Origin of the sequence: Deinococcus budaensis, from assembly GCF_014201885.1 — a bacterium.
In the GTDB taxonomy this organism is placed as follows: domain Bacteria; phylum Deinococcota; class Deinococci; order Deinococcales; family Deinococcaceae; genus Deinococcus; species Deinococcus budaensis.
Genome location: NZ_JACHFN010000009.1, coordinates 33,776 through 51,746, shown reverse-complemented (window position 1 = coordinate 51,746; position 17,971 = coordinate 33,776). Strand labels below are relative to the sequence as shown.

General features: G+C 72.8%; 19 protein-coding genes. 9 read left to right on the top strand and 10 right to left on the bottom strand.

Annotated features, from left to right (window positions below):
* The first annotated feature begins 35 nt into the window (after positions 1–35).
* Both HNQ09_RS12380 and HNQ09_RS12375 read left to right on the top strand, forming a co-directional pair.
* A complete protein-coding gene (locus HNQ09_RS12380; protein ID WP_184029741.1) occupies positions 36–434 on the top strand; it encodes a globin domain-containing protein in 399 nt (132 codons plus the stop codon).
* 96 nt (positions 435–530) lie between these two features.
* Positions 531–1,625 carry a bifunctional 3-deoxy-7-phosphoheptulonate synthase/chorismate mutase gene (locus HNQ09_RS12375; protein ID WP_184029738.1) on the top strand — a complete coding sequence of 365 codons (1,095 nt, stop codon included), beginning with the start codon at positions 531–533 and terminating at the stop codon, positions 1,623–1,625.
* A 27-nt stretch (positions 1,626–1,652) separates the two neighbouring features.
* Here the strand turns inward: HNQ09_RS12375 and HNQ09_RS12370 are convergent, their stop codons facing one another.
* The 4 genes from HNQ09_RS12370 to HNQ09_RS12355 are packed head-to-tail and all read right to left on the bottom strand — an operon-like array spanning position 1,653 to position 5,663.
* Positions 1,653–2,276: a 2'-5' RNA ligase family protein gene (locus tag HNQ09_RS12370; RefSeq protein WP_246363334.1), complete on the bottom strand. Its 624-nt coding sequence runs from the start codon at positions 2,274–2,276 to the stop codon at positions 1,653–1,655.
* On the bottom strand, positions 2,273–2,950 hold the full coding sequence (locus HNQ09_RS12365; protein WP_184029735.1) for a helix-turn-helix transcriptional regulator: 678 nt from the start codon (positions 2,948–2,950) through the stop codon (positions 2,273–2,275). Before HNQ09_RS12365 ends, HNQ09_RS12370 begins: the two co-directional genes overlap by 4 nt.
* Position 2,951: 1 nt before the next feature.
* Positions 2,952–4,001, bottom strand: coding sequence for an Mrp/NBP35 family ATP-binding protein (locus tag HNQ09_RS12360; protein ID WP_184029732.1), 1,050 nt, complete (start codon positions 3,999–4,001; stop codon positions 2,952–2,954).
* A 48-nt stretch (positions 4,002–4,049) separates the two neighbouring features.
* On the bottom strand, positions 4,050–5,663 hold the full coding sequence (locus HNQ09_RS12355) for an FAD-dependent monooxygenase (RefSeq protein ID WP_184029729.1): 1,614 nt from the start codon (positions 5,661–5,663) through the stop codon (positions 4,050–4,052).
* Between the two features lie 205 nt (positions 5,664–5,868).
* On the opposite strand from HNQ09_RS12355, the gene rpmH reads away from it, so the two are divergent.
* The 4 genes from rpmH to yidC all read left to right on the top strand — a co-directional run bounded on the left by rpmH (position 5,869) and on the right by yidC (position 8,384).
* Positions 5,869–6,012, top strand: coding sequence for a 50S ribosomal protein L34 (rpmH, locus tag HNQ09_RS12350; protein WP_019585335.1), 144 nt, complete (start codon positions 5,869–5,871; stop codon positions 6,010–6,012).
* Between the two features lie 91 nt (positions 6,013–6,103).
* A complete protein-coding gene (gene rnpA / locus HNQ09_RS12345) occupies positions 6,104–6,547 on the top strand; it encodes a ribonuclease P protein component (protein WP_184029727.1) in 444 nt (147 codons plus the stop codon).
* Positions 6,544–6,807 carry a membrane protein insertion efficiency factor YidD gene (gene yidD, locus HNQ09_RS12340; protein WP_184029724.1) on the top strand — a complete coding sequence of 88 codons (264 nt, stop codon included), beginning with the start codon at positions 6,544–6,546 and terminating at the stop codon, positions 6,805–6,807. Before rnpA ends, yidD begins: the two co-directional genes overlap by 4 nt.
* Positions 6,807–8,384 (top strand): YidC/Oxa1 family membrane protein insertase, encoded by a 1,578-nt coding sequence (gene yidC, locus HNQ09_RS12335; RefSeq protein ID WP_184029721.1) that lies wholly within the window; start codon positions 6,807–6,809, stop codon positions 8,382–8,384. Before yidD ends, yidC begins: the two co-directional genes overlap by 1 nt.
* A gap of 106 nt (positions 8,385–8,490) precedes the next feature.
* Here yidC and HNQ09_RS12330 read toward each other — a convergent pair whose 3' ends face one another.
* The 4 genes from HNQ09_RS12330 to pdhA form a co-directional block, all read right to left on the bottom strand.
* Positions 8,491–9,444, bottom strand: coding sequence for a hypothetical protein (locus HNQ09_RS12330; RefSeq protein WP_184029717.1), 954 nt, complete (start codon positions 9,442–9,444; stop codon positions 8,491–8,493).
* A 56-nt stretch (positions 9,445–9,500) separates the two neighbouring features.
* A complete protein-coding gene (locus HNQ09_RS12325; protein ID WP_184029715.1) occupies positions 9,501–10,721 on the bottom strand; it encodes a C39 family peptidase in 1,221 nt (406 codons plus the stop codon).
* A gap of 126 nt (positions 10,722–10,847) precedes the next feature.
* Entirely contained in the window at positions 10,848–11,849 is a 1,002-nt protein-coding gene (locus HNQ09_RS12320; RefSeq protein ID WP_184029712.1) for an alpha-ketoacid dehydrogenase subunit beta, read from the bottom strand.
* Between the two features lie 151 nt (positions 11,850–12,000).
* Positions 12,001–13,164 carry a pyruvate dehydrogenase (acetyl-transferring) E1 component subunit alpha gene (pdhA, locus tag HNQ09_RS12315; protein ID WP_184029709.1) on the bottom strand — a complete coding sequence of 388 codons (1,164 nt, stop codon included), beginning with the start codon at positions 13,162–13,164 and terminating at the stop codon, positions 12,001–12,003.
* A gap of 379 nt (positions 13,165–13,543) precedes the next feature.
* On the opposite strand from pdhA, the gene HNQ09_RS12310 reads away from it, so the two are divergent.
* Positions 13,544–14,041, top strand: coding sequence for a hypothetical protein (locus tag HNQ09_RS12310; RefSeq protein ID WP_184029706.1), 498 nt, complete (start codon positions 13,544–13,546; stop codon positions 14,039–14,041).
* Between the two features lie 37 nt (positions 14,042–14,078).
* On the opposite strand, the gene HNQ09_RS12305 is transcribed toward HNQ09_RS12310, so the two are convergent.
* Entirely contained in the window at positions 14,079–14,807 is a 729-nt protein-coding gene (locus HNQ09_RS12305; RefSeq protein WP_184029703.1) for a ZIP family metal transporter, read from the bottom strand.
* Positions 14,808–14,947: 140 nt separating this feature from the next.
* The gene (locus HNQ09_RS12300) at positions 14,948–15,964 is read right to left on the bottom strand and encodes a DUF4384 domain-containing protein (protein WP_380003057.1); all 1,017 of its coding nucleotides are present in this window, start codon (positions 15,962–15,964) and stop codon (positions 14,948–14,950) included.
* Between the two features lie 101 nt (positions 15,965–16,065).
* On the opposite strand from HNQ09_RS12300, the gene HNQ09_RS12295 reads away from it, so the two are divergent.
* Together HNQ09_RS12295 and HNQ09_RS12290 are read left to right on the top strand one after the other, a co-directional pair.
* Positions 16,066–16,656 (top strand): hypothetical protein, encoded by a 591-nt coding sequence (locus tag HNQ09_RS12295; RefSeq protein ID WP_343057780.1) that lies wholly within the window; start codon positions 16,066–16,068, stop codon positions 16,654–16,656.
* Positions 16,653–17,918: a sensor histidine kinase gene (locus HNQ09_RS12290; protein WP_343057779.1), complete on the top strand. Its 1,266-nt coding sequence runs from the start codon at positions 16,653–16,655 to the stop codon at positions 17,916–17,918. The genes HNQ09_RS12295 and HNQ09_RS12290 overlap by 4 nt, the downstream gene beginning before the upstream one ends.
* Positions 17,919–17,971 lie beyond the last annotated feature (53 nt).

Here is a 17,971-nt window from a genome sequence, read left to right as displayed (position 1 = left end):
CTTTGTCCGGGTGGCCGCCGCGCTAGCCTGGCCGCATGACCGCGCCCATGCAACTGAATCAATCGGGCAGTCTCTACGACCGCATCGGCCCGGACGCGCTCGCCGCGCTGGTGGAGCGCTTCTACGCCCGGGTCGCCCTGGACCCCGACCTCGCCCCCATCTTTCCCGCCGACCTGACCCAGACGGCCGAAAAGCAGCTCGCCTTCCTGACCGGCTTTCTGGGCGGGCCGCCGCTGTACCACCAGCGCTACGGCCACCCCCGGCTGCGTGCCCGCCACCTGCCGCACGCGGTCACGCCTGCGCGGGGCCGGGCGTGGCTGGCCTGCATGAACGCCGCGCTGCGCGAGACGCCCGGAATCGCGCCTGCCGACGCCCGCGAGTTGTACGCGGCGCTCTCCCGGGTCGCGGCGCACATGGTGAATACCCCGGGCTGACCCCCCCCCCCAGCCTGACCCCGGACCTGGACAACTCTTTTCATTTGACTAGCAGTCTGGGGGCGCCCCCCCCGGCCGCCTCCCTACACTGCGGCCATGACCCCAAGTCAACGCAGCATTGACGACCTGCGCTCGGAAGTCGATGCGATCAACCGTGAGCTGCTGACCCTGCTGTCCCGGCGCGGCGAGGTGGTCGCGCAGATCGGCCGCGCCAAGAGCCTCGAAGGCCGCCCGCAGCACTACGACCCCGCCCGCGAGGAGCAGCAGTTCCGCGAGCTGGAGCGCCTCAACCCCGGCCCCTTCACCAACGCCGCCGTCAAGGCCGTGTTCAAGGAAATCTTCAAGGCCAGCCTCGACCTCGAGGAGAGCAACGACAAAAAGCAGCTGCTGGTCTCGCGCAAGGTGCAGCCGCTGGACACCGTGCTCGACATCGACGGCGTGCGGATCGGCGGGGACGCGCCGCCCGTGATCATCGCGGGGCCGTGCTCCATCGAGTCGGCCGAGCAGATGGAGCAGACGGCCGCCTTTCTGGCCGGGCGCGGGGTCAAGATCCTGCGCGGCGGCGCCTACAAACCGCGCACCAGCCCCTACGGCTTTCAGGGGATGGGCGTGGACGGCCTGCTGATCGGCGGGCAGGTCGCGCGCGAGCGGGGCATGCTCTTCGTGACCGAGGTGATGGACACCCGCGACGTGGAGGTCGTGGCCGAGCACGCCGACATGCTGCAAGTCGGGGCCAGGAACATGCATAATTTCGCCCTGCTGCGCGAGGTGGGCCGCGCCCGGCGCCCGGTGCTGCTCAAGCGCGGCCTGAGCGCCACCATCGAGGAATGGCTCTACGCCGCCGAGTACATCCTCTCGGAGGGGAACCCGGAAGTGATCCTTTGCGAGCGCGGCATCCGCACCTTCGAGAAGTGGACCCGCAACACGCTCGACCTCTCGGCGGTGGCCCTCGCCAAGCAGGAAACGCACCTTCCGGTGATCGTGGACGTGACCCACGCCGCCGGGCGCCGCGACCTCCTGATTCCGCTGGCGAAGGCGGCGCTGGCGGTGGGCGCCGACGGCATCCACGTGGAAGTTCATCCCAGCCCCGCCACGGCCCTCAGCGACAACGAGCAGCAGCTCGACTTTGCCGGATACGAGCGCTTCGAGGCTGCGCTCGCGCCGCTGCTGAAGGTGCCCGCCACCGCCTGAAAGCGGGGGGCCTCGCCGGGGGCAGCTTCAGGACTCGGGCGCCGGGTGTTGCTCGGCGCCCGCGCCTGTGGGCGGCACGGCGCGGGGCGCTTCGCCCTCGCCCAGCGGAAAGGTATGCACTTCTTGCACCTCGCCGCGTTCCTCGCGGGTCAGACTCAAGACGCCCACCTCGAAGCGGGAGACGGGCGGCACCAGGGGCTGGACCTCGGCCCACAGTTCGTCCTCGGCGCGCGGCAGGATGCCCAGCCCCAGCGTCAGGTGCGGCGTGTAGCCCTCGCCGTCGTGCGGGGCGCGGGTGGACGGCCCCACCGTCAGCGCGCGGGCGTGCAGCTCCCGCAGGGCGCAGGTGCGCTCGAATTCCAAAAAGAGCAGGTGGGGCAGGCGTTTCCAGCCGCGCACCTGCACCTCAAAGGGTCCCGCGCCGCGCAGCGCCGCCCGGAAGGCCGCGACGAGTTGCGCCGCCGTGAGGTCCGTCTGAAAGGGCGCGCGCAGATTGAGGTGCGGCGCGCCGAACCCCCGCACGCCCAGCCGCTCCTGCGTGCGCCGCAGCCAGGTGTCGAGCGCCTCGGGCGGCCAGGCGACCAAGCTGTAGAGCGGCCCCGGAACCGAGGGGTCGGCCGCGCGGACCGCCGGGGCAGGCCGGGTGCTCAAGGCCCGATCCGGTAGCGGCAGCGGCCCTGCCCGCAGGCGATGCGCGTCTCACGGACGACCCCGGCACCCAGCACCTGCGCCAGCAGGTTGAGTTCGCTCTGGCACAGCTGTGGGTACTGCCGCGCCACCGTCAGGTTGGGGCAGTTGCGCTTGACCAGCACGGGCGGTCCCCCGGTCTCCCCGGTCTCCCCGGCCGGCTCGGTCACGGCGTCGAAGCCCGCGCGGGTCAGCCAGGCGGCCACGCGCTCGACCCGCTCGGCCAGGGTCAGGCCAGGGGGCAGCTCGGCGGCCAGCCGCCCCGCCAGTTCCGCGCTGCGGGCGTCGAGCACCTGCAACACGGCCCCCGCCCCGTACAGGTCCTGGATATGCCGCAGCACGTCCACGCACAGGGTCGAGTAGGTCTTGGGAAAGGTCGCCTCGCCGCGGTCGCTGAGGAGGAAGACGTGCTGCGGCCGTCCGCGCCCGCCGGGCCGCTCGGTGCGGGTCTCGATCAGCCCCTGCTCTTGCAGGTCGCACAGGTGCCGCCGCGCGCCGGGCACGCTGACCCCCAGCCCCGCCGCGAGGTCCTGCACCGTCTGCGGGCCGCCTCTCTTGAGCTGCTCCAGCAACCGCTGCTTGGTGCGCTCGGGCGCGGGCGGCGGGGACGCCGGAACCGGGGCAGGCACGGCCGTCATCTCACAGCACCGGCAGCTGTTCGGGAAGGTCGCTCAGCGCCTGCACGCTCACGCGGCCCGCCAGGTTGCGGGCGACCTGCGTCAGCGCCTGCGCGGCCGTGGATTCGGGGTGCGCCAGCACGGTGGGCAGCCCCGCGTCGGCGTCCTGCCGCGCCGCCACGTCGATGGGCACCTCGCCCAGCATGGGCAGGCTGCCGAGTTTGCGCGACCCGCCGCGCCCGAACAGGTCGTAGGTCAGCCCAGTATCGGGCGCCACGAAATAGCTCATGTTCTCCACCACACCCAGCACCGGCACGCTGGCCTTGCGGAACATGTCGATGGCCCGCGCCGCGTCGATGAGGGCCACGTCCTGCGGGGTGGTCACGATCACGGCGCCCGTGACCTGGATGGTCTGCGTCAGAGAGAGCTGCACGTCCCCGGTGCCCGGCGGCAGGTCCACGATCAGGTAGTCGAGGTCGCCCCAGGCGGCGTCCTTGAGGAACTGCTGAATGGCCGAGTGCAGCATCGGCCCGCGCCACACCAGGGCCTGCCCGGCGGGCGAGAGGTTCGCCATGCTCAGAAACCGCAGGCCGTGCGCCGTGAGCGGCTGCATCTTGCGCTCGGCGTTGGCGGTCACGCGCGCCCCCCCCTCGCCCAGCATGTGCGCCACGCTGGGGCCGTACACGTCGGCGTCCATCAGGCCCACCCGCGCCCCGTCGCGCGCCAGCGCCGCCGCGACGTTGACCGCCACGCTGCTCTTGCCCACCCCGCCCTTGCCGCTGCCCACCAGCAGCACGTGCTTGACGCCGGGCAGGGCGGGCTGCCCCCCGGTGCGCACCATCGCCCCGAAGGTCACCGCCACGTCCTCGATGCCGGGCACCGAGAGCACGGCGGCGCGCACGTCCCCCTCGATCTTGCCCTTGAGGGGGCAGGCGGGCGTGGTCAGGTTGACCTTGACGTGCGCCACCCGGCCCTCGACCTCCGCACGCTCGATCATGCCCAGCGACACCAGATCGCGGTGCAGCTCGGGATCGTTCACGGTCTTCAGGGCAGTCCACAGGGCGTCGCGCATTTCCCGCCATTAGTAGCGCGGCGGGGGGGGAGGCGGCAAGCTCGGGCGTCACAGTGAAGTGGGAATCACAGGCGCGGTCCGGCCGGAAGAGGAGGCCGGGGTCCGCCAATGCCAGCGCGCCCGCAGCACCTCGTCGAGCGCTGCCGGGTCGAAGACCGCCTGCGCCGCACTCACGTACCCGTCGGGGCGTACCAGGTAAGCAGCGTCCTCGGCCAGCCCGGCCCGGCGGGCGGCGCGGGAGGAGGGAAAGACCCGCAGCGCTACGTCCTCCCGCCGCGCGGTCCAGGCCACGGCGGCGGGGGTGGGCACCCCGTAGATGTGCAGCGCGGCGCCGGGCTGCCGCAGGGCTTCGAAGTTGCCGCTGCCCGGCACGTAGGGCAGGCGCTGCCCGCCGCGCACCCGGCCCGCCCGTCCCACGCTGAGCGGACTGTGCAGGTAACTCAGGCGCAGCTGCGCGAGGGTGCCGAAAGCCAGCTCCGCCAGCGGACCGGACGCGCCCAGCACCCGCCCCACAAGGACCGGGAGCAGGCCCCGCAGCAGGCGGGCCGCCGGATGCTCGGCCGAGATCAGGCCGAACATGCGGTCGGTGGTCCGCACCAGCGTGCGGGCGAAGGGCCGCCGCTCGGCCTCGTAGCTCGCCAGCAGGGCGGGGTCCGCCTGCCCCCGCACCACGGCCGCGAGTTTCCAGGCGAGGTTGTGCGCGTCGCCCAGCCCGGTGTTCATGCCCTGTCCGCCCACCGGACTGTGGACGTGCGCCGCGTCCCCCAGCAGGTAGACCCGCCCGGCCCCGAAGCGCCGCGCGACCCGGTGGCTGACCCGGTAACGCGAGAACCAGCGCACCTCGCTCACCGTGACGCCGAAAACGCCCTGCACCAGGGGCCGGACCGCCCCGAAGGTCGGCGCCTCGCCGTCCAGCTCGCGCCCGCGCGCCATGCCGACCAGGCGGTAGTGGCCCGCTCCGGGCAGCGGAAAGGCCAGCAGCAGCGAGGAACGGCTCAGCTTGAGATTGAGGGCGGCGGCGTCCAGCTTCCCGCTCGCGGTCACGTCGGCCACGAAGAGCGTGCGCGGGCTGCGGGTCCCCTCGAAAGGCGTGCCCAGCGCGTGCCGGACCGGGCTGTGGGCGCCGTCCGCCCCGCACAGGTAGGCCACGTCCAGGTCGCGGCGCTCGCCGTCCGGGCCGACCAGCCGTGCGCGCAGAGGCCCGTCTGCGCGCGGCTCCTCGAAGGACTCCAGCCGCCACCCCCACGCCACCTCACCGCCCAGCTCCCGCAGCTTGCGCTCCAGCAGGGCCTCGTTGCGGCTCTGTTCGAGCACCAGCAGGAAGGGATAGGGGGTCTGGCCGCGGCCCAGCGGACCGAAGGGAAAGCCGAAGGTCAGGGCGCCGCGCTCCCGCCCCGCCCTCCACAGCCGCAGGGCGCGGGCCGGACGACCCTCCTGCACGGCCTGCGCCGCCAGACCCAGCTGATCGTAGATTTCCAGGCTGCGTGCCTGCACGACCAAGGCCCGCGACTCGCGCGTCGGGCCGTCTTTGGGGTCCACGATCCGGACTTCGGTGCCCAGGCGCTGCAACTCGCAGGCCAGCAGCAGGCCGGTCGGCCCGGCTCCGGCGATCAGCACGGCTGTCTTTCCCGCCTCTGGTGTCGTTCCTGCCTCTGGCAGCATGGCTCCTCCTGCGGCGCGCCCGGCTTCGCGGGACGGCTCCCTTCGATTCTTCACCCGGGAAGGCTCTGGTTCACCTGGGAAGGCCCTGACCACACCCTTCCCGCCTGCCCCGCCCCCGTGATACACTTCCGGAGTTTGCCCTCCCAGGGGGGCAGTGTCGCGCGGGGGGTCGGCAGGCCGCGCCGCGAAGAAGGAGAGCACAGTCATGAAGCGTACCTACCAGCCGAACGTCCGCAAGAGGGCCAAGACCCACGGCTTCCGCGCCCGCATGAAGACCAAGGCGGGCCGCAACATCCTCGCGCGCCGCCGCGCGAAGGGCCGTCACCAGCTCACCGTCAGCGACGAGTAAGTCTCGCGGCCAGGAGCAGGCCATCACAGATCCCGATCCCTCCAGCGCCACGCAGGAACGGCCCCGCCGCCGTCCGGTGGCGCTGGCTCCATTGACCGGGGACCGCGAGTTCCGGCGGGTGCGCCAGCACGGCTCGGCGCTGCGCGACCCCCTCTTGACCCTGCGGGTCACCGATTACCGTCCCCGCTACGGTGAAGCGTGGCGCCCGCGCGCCATCATCGGGATCGTGGTGCCCAAAAAGACCCTGCGCCGCGCGGTGGACCGCAACCGCGCCCGCCGCCGTGTGCGCGAGGCGCTGCGGACGCTGCCCGGCGGCCTGCCGCCCTGCCGCGCGATCCTGATGCCCAACCCGGCCGTGCTGAGCGCGCCGTTCCCCGACCTTCAGGCGGCGCTGACGCGGGTGCTGGCGCAGGTGCCGGGGCGCGTGAAGCGCCGGGCGGGCGCCCCGGCGGCGGGAACGGGCCGGGGCGGGAACCCGCAGGCCGCCGGGGCCGTACCTGCCCCCATGACGCCGCCCACCCAGGAGCAGCCGTGAGCGCCGCCTCGCGCGGGCTGGTGCGGATCGTCCGGGGGTACCAGCGCCACCTCTCGCCCCGCAAACCGGCCCCGACCTGCCGCTTTACTCCGACCTGCTCGCAGTACGCCGTGGAGGCCGTCGAGCGGCACGGCGCCCTCAAGGGCGGCTGGCTGGCCGCGTGGCGCGTGCTGCGCTGCAACCCGCTGGTGCCGGGCGGGTTCGACCCCGTGCCGGAGCAGTTTCCGCGCACGGCGACCTCCTCCAGAAAGACACCCTGATGAAGACCCGAATCCTGCTTCCCCTCGCGGCCCTGGGCGCGCTGCTGCTGACCGGCTGCGGCACCACCGGCCCCCTTCCCACCTTCGGCAAGGCGATCACGCCCGAATGGATCACGGCCGACTTCGACGGCCGCCCCGGCGACGAGTTCATCGCCACCAGCAACCTCAGTGACGTGGTGTTCAACGCCCGGGGCGAGGTGATCGGCTGGTACGTCAAGAGCTACGCGGGCACGCCCTTTATCAAGCAGCGCCCCGACGGCAGCTACGACTTCAGCGCCCTGCGCGAGCAGCGCGGCATCGTGAACATGGTCGGCGACCGCAAGGCGCTGGCGCTGGAGGGAGGGGGCCTCGACCCCGCCGCGCCCGCCCAGGCCGCCCGGCCCCGCCTGAGCCAGAACCTGGGGCAAAACCGCCAGGACGCCCTGTTCCGCTACACCCAGAACGGCGTGACGGTGACCAAGACGGTCACCCTGCACCCGCGCAACTACAAGGTGGACGTGCGGACGGCGCTGGAGGGCGGGCCGGGCAGCTACACCATGCTCTTTCCGGGGCTGGGCAAGGCCGACAACCCGCGCGTGCAGGCCGTGCCGGTGGGCGGGCAGCCGGCCGCCGTGCAGGGCAGCGGCACCCTGACCGTGGACAACATCCTCTACGCCGCGCTTCAGGAAAACCCCAGCCAGGTCGCGCACGCCCTGATCGTGCGGCCCCAGGGCCAGACCCGCGCCGACGCCAGCCTGACGGGCGGCGAGCAGGGCCTGATTCGCGTGGGCCTCCAGGGGGACAGCAACCTGGAAGTCTACGGCGGGCGCAACGAGCTGATTCACCTGTACCAGAGCGGGTACTCGACGCTGCCGGGGCTGTTCGAGCCGAACTTCTTCGGGCGCATCAGCCTCCAGATCGTCAAGCTGATGGAGTGGCTCTACAGCTTCGTGGGCAACTGGGGGCTGGTGCTGGTGCTGCTCACGGTGCTGCTGCGGCTGATCATGTGGCCGCTGATGCAGGCGCAGGGCCGCACGACCGCCCGGATGCAGGTCATGCAGCCCAAGATCAAGGAGATTCAGGAGAAGTACAAGGACAAGCGCGATCCGGACTCGCAGCGGGCGATGCAGACCGAGATGTCGCAGCTGTACCGCGACCACAACTTCAATCCGGCCGGCTGCTTCTCGACCTTCCTGCCCTTTCCGGTCTTGATCGCGCTGTGGTCCACCATCCGCAACTTCGAGTTCGACAGCGGCTTTTTGTGGCTGCCCGACCTCGCCATCCCCGACCCCTTCTATATCCTGGCGCTGGTCTACCTGATCGTGAACATCGGGCAGCTGTACGTGATGACCCGCAAGAGTCCGGAGATGTTCCGGCAGCAGGCCTTCATCTACCTGATCTTCCTGTACTTCGCGCTGACCTTCCCGGCGGGCGTGACGATCTACATCATCCTGTCCACCTTGATCGGCATCGTGCAGCAGGTTTTGATCAACAAGCAGGTCGAGCGCGAGACCGCTTCAATCGGGCAGACCGTGCAAAAGGCTCCGGCCCGCGCGGGCGGCAAGGCCGTCAAGACCATCGAGGCGCCCAAGAAGTAGACCTCCGGCAACCCGGGCCGCCCCACCGCGCTGGTGGGGCGGCTCCGATTTGGGAGGGGGCGGGTGGGGTAGAGGCGGAGGGAAGGCGCGAGGCCCCTACCCCGGCTTAGTCCCCTTCCAGCCGCCCCCAGGCGCGCAGCGTGAGCAGGGCCTCCAGCGTCAGGCCGCTGCGCCACTCCAGCTCCGCCTGCGGCCACGCGTCCGGAAACTGGCCTCCCCAGTCCCAGTTGGGCGCCCAGGAGCCGTCCTCTCCCTGCGAGGTCAGCAGGTGCGTGAGGGCGGCGGCCAGGGGTTCGGCGAGTGGCGGGGCCAGCGGCGAGGCCGGCGTGGGGGCCACGTGCAGGGCGCTGAGACCGTAGCCGGCCAGGGCGTCCGGGGTGCGGGCCACCCGGCCCGGCAGCACGTCGCGCAGGTATTCCAACACCGGCTGGCGGTGCAGCCCCGGCACCTCGGGCGTCTGGGCGAAGGTGGCCGCGACGCGGTGCCCGTTCACGTCGTCCGGCTCCAGTCCCGCCAGGATCGCGTCGCGCGTTTCCACCGTGAGCAGCGCCAGCAGCCCCCCAGGGAGCCGCTCCGGCCAGCGCCACAGCCGCGCCACGATCCCGGCGCGCGGATTGACCTGAAAGCCGCCGAAGGTCCGGGCGAGTTGCCCGGGGGTCGCCTGACTCCACCAGGGCGCGTGGGGGTGCGCCCCGGCCTCCAGGGGCAGGAAGGGCCAGACCGAGCCGTCTTCTTCCACCTCCAGCCCCGCGCGCAGCCACTCCACCGCGCCCGCCAGCAGCGGCTCAGAAGCGGGGACCCCGAGGCCGTGCAGCACCTCCAGCGCCTGCGAGGTCGCCAGCACGCTGCTCTGGGGCGCGCGCACGTCGGGTTCCAGGGCATGCCCGAACCCGCCGCCGGGGTTCTGGTAGGCGCCCAGGGCCGCCAGCACCTCCCCGGCGGGGGCGTCCTCGAAGGCGTGCCGGAAGCGGGCCGCGTCCAGCGGGCGGCCCCGCTCCAGCAGGAAGGCGCGGGCGCGGGCAAAAGCTTCCGTGGGGAGGCGGGCGTCGGCGGGCGTCATGCGGGGAGCGTAACACTGCCGTCCGGGGGGCCGCCGGGCGTGGGCAACGGCCGCGGTCAGAGGCGGACGAGCGCTTCCCGCGCCGCCGCGTACCCGGGCCGCAGCCGCAGCGCTTCCCGGTAGGCGGCCTGCGCCTCGGCCGCGCGGCCCAGGCCGCTCAGGGCGCGCCCACGCCAGTAGTGCGCTTCCTCGTGGGCGGGGGCGTCACGCAGCACCCCGGCGGTCAGCCGCAGCACGTCCGCATAGCGCCCGGTGCGGGTGTAGGCCTCCAGCGGCCCGAAGGAGTACCACAGCGCCCGCCACGGCAGCCCGCCCACCACCCGCGCCGGGCGGGTCGGATCGAGGCTGGGGTCGGGCGAGGCCGCGAACGCCTGATCAAAGGCCCGCGCCGCCCCCCGCGCGTCTCCCACGCCCAGCTTGGCGTGCCCCAGGTTCAGCCAGCCCACCGCGTCACCGCGCCGCTCGGCCTCGGCCAGGGCGGCCCGCAGCGTGTCCTGCTTGGCCGCCGCCGCGTCCGCGCGGGCACCCAGCAGCTCCGTCACCTCGGACACGCGGGCCGGGGGATGCACCACCAGGAACGTGCGCCCGAAGGACCGCCACAACTCGTCGAACCGGGCGTAGGGCATCTTCAGCGGTCCCAGGTACGAGTCCAGGGCGCCGAAGCTCTGCGCGGCGTCGTCATAGCCGGTCAGCAGGCGGTAGTGGCCCATGCCGCCCGAGTCGTGCGTCACGAACCAGGTTTCCACGATCACCGGGAAACCCGCCGCCAGCAAGCGTTTCAGCAGCGCCCGGTCGCCGTTCACCCCCAGGTGGACCTTCATCCCCTGCGAGCGGGCATACCCGGCGAGTTCGTCGGGGGAGACGTTCACGTCCCCGGCGGTGGGCTTCAGGCGGGGCGCGATGTCGTACTGGTCGAGCGTGCTGCCCCAGCGGCTCAGCGCCATTCCGACCGTGACCGGGCCGCAATTGTTCAGCCGCTGGTACTCGTGCCGGACGTTCCCCACCTTCGCGGAAGCGGGCAGAGGAGCGGGGGTGGCTGCGGCAGGCGGCTGCGGCTGGGGGTCCGGCGCGGGAGGCGTCGGCGCTTCCTCTGGCCCGGTGGTGGGGGGCGGCGCCGGGTCCGGGGAGGCCGCAGGCGGGAGGGCAGGCACCTGCTGCGTGGCGGCCACCGGAGTGGTGCCCCCGCTCTCCTCGCCGGACGAGCGGAAGCGGTCAATGCCAAACACCGCCGTCCCCGCGAGCAGGGCGGCGGTCAGCAGCAGGCCAGGAAGACGCATCGCCTCCTATCCTCACCGCGCTTCATGATCCGGGGCTGAGGCGCAAACGTGCGCTGGGACGCAGTGTGCGGCGCGCGGGACGCGGCCAGAGGCTCCTTTCTCGCCCGCGCGCCGCTGCCCGCGTTCTCAGTAGTTCATGACCTGCCGGATCGCCCGCGCCACCCGCACCGGATGGGGCCGGTACACGTCCTCCACGCTGGTGAAGGGGGGGTACGGCGCGTCGAAGCCGGTCACGCGCACGACCGGCGCGCGCAGGAACTCGATGGCCTCCTCGGCGATAACGGCGCTGATCTCACTGTGAAAGCCGCCCGTGCGCGGCGCCTCGGTCACGATCACGGCGCGGCCCGTCTTCTGGACGCTCGCCAGGAGGGTTTCGGTGTCCAGCGGCACCAGCGTCCGCAGGTCGATGACCTCCACGCCGATCCCGTGCGCCTGCGCGGCGGCGGCGGCCTTCTGGGCGACCTCGACCATGCCGCCGTAGGTGATCACGGTCACGTCGTCGCCCTGGGTCACCACCCGGGCCTGCCCCAGCGGAATGGTGTAGTGCCCCTCCGGCACCTCCTCTTTGACGCTGCGGTAGAGCTTGATGGCCTCGAAGAAGAAGACCGGGTCGGGGTCCTCGATGGCGGCGAGCAGCAGGCCCTTGGCGTCTCTGGGCGTCGAGGGGATCACGACCTTGACGCCGGGGGTGTGGGCCAGGATCGCCTCGGGCGAGTCGGCGTGCTGCTCGGGCGTGTGGACGCCGCCGCCGTAGGGCGCGCGCACCACCATGGGCAGGTGGTAGCGGCTGCGGGTGCGGTGGCGGTAGCGGCCCAGGTGCGACAGGACCTGATCGAGCGCCGGGTACAGGAAGCCCGCGAACTGGATCTCGGCCACCGGCTTCAGCCCCGCCAGCCCCATGCCGATGCCCATACCCACGATGCCGGCCTCGGCCAGCGGGGTGTCGAATACGCGCGCCGCCCCGAAGCGGGCTTGCAGGCCGTCGGTGGCGCGAAAGACGCCGCCCATCACGCCCACGTCCTCCCCGAAGATGTGGACGGCGGGGTCACGTTCCAGCGCGAGCGCCAGGGCGTCGTTGATGGCGGCGACCATCGTCATGGTGCGGAGGGCGGTCACGGTGGCGGTCATGCGGAAACCTCGGAGGACGGGGAGTGGTCAGTGGGGGGTGGGCAGTGGCTCGCTTGCTGGTCCTGAAGAGAGGGGGGGAGGCTGGACCAAGGCAGTGGCCGGGCGCCATTTCCACTTCCCACCCACTTCCCACTCACGGGCGCAGCCCCCCTCACGCCCCCTCCTCCGCCAGAATCTGCGCGCGCTGCCGGGCAAGCTGCGGCGTCGGCTCGGCAAAGACGTGGTCGAGAATCTCGGCGGGGGTCGGCTCGGGGAAGGCGTCGGCCTCGGCCAGCGCGGCCTCGAACTCGGCCTCGATCTCGCGGGTGAGCTGCGCGTCCTCCTCCTCGGTCAGGTGGCCTCCGGCCAGCAGGTGCGCGCGCAGACGGGTCACCGGGTCCTTGGCGTCCCAGCCCGCGTTGTCGGCGTCGGTGCGGTAGCGGCTGGGGTCGTCCGCGAGGGTATGCGGCTTGATGCGGTAGGTCACGGTCTCGATCAGGGTCGGCCCCTCGCCCCGGCGGGCACGCTCCACCGCCTCGCGGGTGACGTGCCACGTCGCCAGCACGTCGTTGCCGTCCACCCGCACGCCGGGAATGCCGTAGCCGTCGGCGCGCCGGGACAGGTTGGTCGCCTTGGTCTGCGCGCGGGTGGGCACGCTGATCGCCCAGCCGTTGTTCTGGAGGATAAAGACGCAGGAGGCGTTCAGCGCGCCTGCGAAGTTCAGCGCCTCGTGAAAGTCGCCCTCCGAGCTGCCGCCGTCCCCGATAAAGGCCATCGCCACGTTGCGGGTGCCCTGCCGCGCCTCGGCCAGGGCAGCGCCGACCGCGTGCGGGTACTGGGTGGCGATGGGGATGTAAAAGGGCAGGATCTTGAGGTTCTGCGGCATCGCCCAGCCGTGCGGGCTGGTGCGCCAGTACGCCAGGGTCTGCGGAATGGGCAGGCCGTAGGCGAGCGCCGCGCCCGTGTCGCGGTAGGTGGGAAAGAGCCAGTCCTGGGGCGTCAGGGCGGCGGCGGTGCCGACCTGGCTGGCTTCCATGCCGCCGTAGGGCGGAAAGACGCCCATGCGCCCGGTGCGGTACAGCACCCAGGCCCGCTCGTCGAAGTGCCGGACCCGGCGCATCTGGCGGTAGAGGGCGAGGCGGGTCGCGGGATCGGGCAGCAGCTCCGGGTGGGTCACCGTGCCGTCCGGCGCGATGAGCTGGAACAGCTCGCCCTGGGCGTCGGCCTGGGCGTAGGCGGCGGCTCCGGCGGCGTGGGGGTCAGGCAGGGCCGGGTCGGGCGCGGCCGAGCTGGCTGCGGGACTGGACGCTTTTTTGGAGGTGCGGGATCTGGTCATGGGGCCTCCACAGGGCCGGGGTGCGGGCACAGAGGTGGGGGAAAAGGCAAAGAGAGGGCCAGGTTCAACAGGACTGGGTTCAGACGCCGCCGGGCAGCGCGCCGCCGCGCCGCGTGGGCGCAGGCCAGGGCGCTTCAGGGGGCGCGGCGCTGGTTGAGCAGTCGCCCCGGACCTCTTCCCCGCAGGGAAGTCCGGCGCAGGGCAAAACGCGGGGACATCGGCATGGCTGGTCAGAGGTGTGCAGGCGGCCCAGCGGAGGCTGCCTGAAGGGAGGAGAGGCCCCAGCCTAGCAGACGGTGACCGGGGAGACCTTCGCGGCGGACCCCGGCGCGCCTCCGCACAGGTCGGCGGCGCTCGCCCCGGCCCGTAGACTGCCGTCATGAACCGTGCCCTGCTCACGCTCGCCGCCCTGGCCGCCCTGCCCAGCACCGCCCACGCGGAGCACCAGCAGGGCAACCTGCGCGGCCTCACCGCCGCCGACCTCTGCCCGCCGATCGCCTACGTGTACGTGGACGAGCAGGAAGACGAGGACCTCGCCGTCGCGGTGGACGAGCGGCTGGCGCGCTACGCCACGCTGTACGGCCTGCCTTTCGGCGACCCCAAGACCTGCACCGTCGCCCAGATTTTCACCGTGACCGCCTCGGAAGCCAGGGACGGCAAGCTGCTGTACACGCTGGACCTCAGCCTCGAGGTGCCAGGCGAGGCCCGCGTCAGCCTGGGCAACCGGACCCTCACCGCCCGCCACCTGCAACTCTGGTCGGTGTCGGGGTACGGCAGCGTGGCAGGCGTAGGCGCGCTGGCCGACCTGGCGACCGAGAGCGTCCGCGACTACTACGAGGAATTTGCCCTTGACTGGAAAGCCGCCCACGCCAGATAGACCGGGCCAGCAGCCCAGCCGACCGGACTCGGCCGACTCAACCCAGGTGGCGGAGGCTGAAGGCCAGCAAGAAGCCCACGGTCGTCGCCAGGCCGATCGCCGGGCCGCCTTCCTCAAAGGCTTCGGGCAGCATGGTCGAGGAAAGCATGGTCAGGATCGCCCCGGCGGCAAAAGCCTGGATGCCGGACGTGAGGTTGGGGTCCGCGCCCCGCAGCAGCGCGAACCCCAGTCCGGCGGCCGCCGCGCTCGCCAGGGCGATGGCGGTCCACAGCAGCAGAATCTGCCGGGGGGCGTGGCCCGCGCGCTTGAGGCCCACGCTGGCGCTGAGGCTCTCGGGGATGTTGCTGAGAAACACCGCCGCCACAAAGACCCAGCCGACCTTCCCCCCGGCCAGCAGGCTGACCCCGATGGCGACCGATTCGGGGATGCCGTCCATCAGGGTGCCCAGCACGATCGCCGGGGCGCTGCCCTGCGCCTGCTGGCCCCCGCTGCGCTTGCGGTGCAGGCCCCCGGCGCGGTTGATCGCCAGGTCGCCCAGAAAAAAAGCGGCGGCGCCCAGCAGCAGCCCGCCCGCCGCCGCGTCCAGCCCTGCGGCGCCGTACGCCTCGTCCATCAGGTCAAAGGCCACGCTGCTCACCAGCACCCCCGACCCCAGGGCCATGATCAGCGCCACCACCCGCCGGCTGGCGGGGGCGTACAGCCCGAGCAGGCCCCCCAGCAGCAGGGATGCCCCCGCCACCAACCCCCAGAACGCCGCTGTCCACATGCCCCGAGTCTGCCACGGCCGGGTACCCGCCGTGAGTGTCAGGGGCGTCCCCGGCCCCCACGGGCCCGCGCGCGCCCTGCTCCCGGCCGGAGAGGGGCGCGTTGCCGTCTGGGCAGGCCGGGGACGCAGCGTGCCGGGCGTCAGCGGCGGCTGAGCGTGACCTCGAAACGGCGGCCCTTTTGCTTGACCTCCAGGGTGGCGCGGCCCTCTCCCTTGCGGAACTCGCCCCGGATGTGGTTGCCGGCCTGCTTGCTGCCGACCTGGCTGTAGCCTTCGGCCTTCAGGCGGGCGGCGTACTCGGCATAGGTGCTGCTCAGGCTGCCCTGGCGCTCGACCGTGGTCCGCCACTCGCGGCCTCCCGGCAGCGGCGCAGGCTGGGGCGCGGCGGGTTTGACGGTGACCGACAGGGCGCTGGCGGTGGGCGTGCCCGGCAGCGGCTGGATCGGGGCGCCGCGCGCCGGGGTGCTGGCCGCCGGGGCGGGCGTCTGGAGCGGCGCCGCCGTGGCCTGCGCTCCGGGCGCGGCGACGTTGTACAGCGCCGTGTCGCTGATCCAGCTTTGCTGATCCACCGGGGTGACCACGATGCTCAGCGCCTGCGCGAGCTGCTGCTGGCCCTTGACCCCCACGGTGGCGAAGCTGTTGGGTTGCGTCTTGAAGGTGGCGATCTCCCCGAGGTCCAGGGGCCTGCGGCTGGCCAGGGCCAGCACCTTGTTCACCCCGTAGGGGGCCGCGATGTCAAAGGTGAAGGGGTCACTCGCGGCGGGAAAGGCGCGGGTGGTGTTCGCCTTCAGGAAGTTGGCCCCGCCCTGGTACTTGTTGGGCAAGACCAGATCGACGCTGCCCTGCGGGTCCACGTTGAAGAGGTAGACGTAGGCGTCCTGATTGACGCTGGTGTAAAGCCGGATGCGCTCGCCGGGCGCGTAGCTCGGCACCTGCCGCCCGCCCAGGTCCCGGTCGGTCCAGACGCGCACGCTCAGGCTGGTGGGCACCGGATTCACGATGATGCTCTGCGCGCTGATCACCGGCGAGGCGCTGGCGCCGCAGGCCAGCAGGGTCCCCAGCAGCAGTGAAGATGTGAAGTATTTCATGCGCCCACTCTCTCTGCCGGGGATGACGGCGGCCTGACGGCCCGTCCAGCGGTCGGGGTGGGGCGCCACATCCCGCTTTCATGAGGGCGGCGCTGCGCCGAGGTGGGGAGGGGCCGGGGCAAGCGAGGCGGTCTCTTGAGGCGCTGGCCTTCCGCGCTCTAGAGTAGGCCGTGTTCCCACCAGTCCGCCTGCCGCTGGCCCTGCTGGTCTGCCTCGCCGCGCTGGGGGCGGCCAGTCCGCTGGGGGGCGCGCGTCCTGCGGCGGGCAGCGGGGCGGCGGCCCGCTCCGTGCCTGCGCCGCAGGGCAGCGCCTTTTCCTACAGCCGTCCGGGACGCCCCTTGCCCGCCGCGCAGCCGGGCGAGCGCGTCTTGCTCACGTTGGAGGGCAAAGCAGGTGCTCAGGCGCTCACGCGCAGCCAGCTGCTGGCGCTGCCCACCGTGCGCTACACCACCCGGCACGCCCAGCTTCAGCGCACCTTCAGCTACGAGGGGGTGCCGCTGCGCGATCTCGCGGCGCTGGGCGGCTTCGCGGGGCGCGACATGCGGCTGTATGCCAGCAACGGGTACGTGACGACCATCCGCGCCCGCGACTATCTGGCCGCTCCCATCATGCTCGCGCACAGCGCGGGGGGCCGCCCGATCCCGGTGCTGGAAAAAGGCCCGCTGACCGTGGTGCTGCCCCCCGATCCGCAGCGCTTTCCGGCGCGGCTGTACGGCTCGGCGTGGGTGTGGTTCGTCGAGCGCGTCACTGCCGCCCCGTGATTCCGGGCAGCGGCGGCCAGACGGCGGCGAAGCTGCACCGGGTGCCGCCGGGCGTGCGCCTGCGCGAGGCGCTGCTGGCCGCGCTGCCCGCGCTGGTCACGGTCGCGCTGCTGCTGGTCGCCACGCAACCCGCCCACCAGTCCCTGCTGGCACGCGGCGACGGCTGGTCGCTGTACGCCTACCAGGGGCTGGCCCAGGACGTGCAGCAGTACCAGGTCGCCCGGCTCGACCCCGCGCTGGACCCCGCCGAGCGGCGCGACATCCGGGACCGGGCGCTGTCGAGCCTGCACACCCCGGCCCAGTTCGCAGAGCTGAAGGCCGTCGAGGGCCAGGGGGACGCGCGGCTGGCCGAGGTCCGCGCGCTGCTGGAGCGCGACACGCCCGCCTCGGTGGCGGCGGCGGCCCGTCAGGCGGTGCAGCTCAACGCACAGGCGGAGAACCTCGCCAACGCGCGGGGTCAGGCGTATCTGGAGGCTTTCAATCAGATGCGCCGGGCCTTGCTGCTCACGGCCCTCGCCACCGGCGTGCTGTCCATGCTGCTGATCTGGCGGGCGCTGCTGCTGTGGCGCTCCGAGCGCGAGCGGCGGGCGCTCCGCGAGGCCCGCCAGCGCGAGGCGCTCAGTCTCGCCAGCCACGAACTGCGCCGTCCCCTCCAGGCGCTGCTGCTCGCCAGCGACCTGCTGCGCCGGGCCGAGACCCCCGAGCAGCGGCAGCACCTGCTGGGCATGGTCGAGGACAGCGCCCTGCAACTCGCCAGCCGCGCCGACCTGTCGCGTCTGGACGACCTCTACCTCGACGTGACGCTGCGGGTGGCGCCCACTGACCTGCGGCGGCTGGCCGAGCGGCTGGCCGGAGGGCGGGTACAGGTCCGGGTGCCCGCGCCCCCGGTGGTCTGGCCGGTAGACCCCGGGCGGGTGCGGCAGATTTTGGAGAACCTGATCGAGAATGCCCTGAAATACAGCGCCGGGCCGGTCGAGGTGGCCGTCGAGCGCGCGGCGGCCCCGGTTCCCGGCGCGCCCCCCCAGATCACGGTGCGCGACCACGGCCCCGGGATTCCCGCCGAGCAGCGGACGCGGCTGTTCTTGCCCTTCGAGCGCGGGCCGCAGGGCCTCACGCCCGGCCAGGGTCTGGGCCTCTCGCTGGCCCGCCGCTACGCCCGCGCGCACGGCGGCGACGTCACCCTGGAGGACGCGCCGGGCGGCGGCACCCTCGCCCGCGTCACCCTGGGCCAGCCGCCCCTGATCGACGAGCGGCGCGGCTGAGCAGGGGCAGTGCTGGCCCGCGAGGCGCGGAGGCTGGCCTGGGAAGTGAAAGG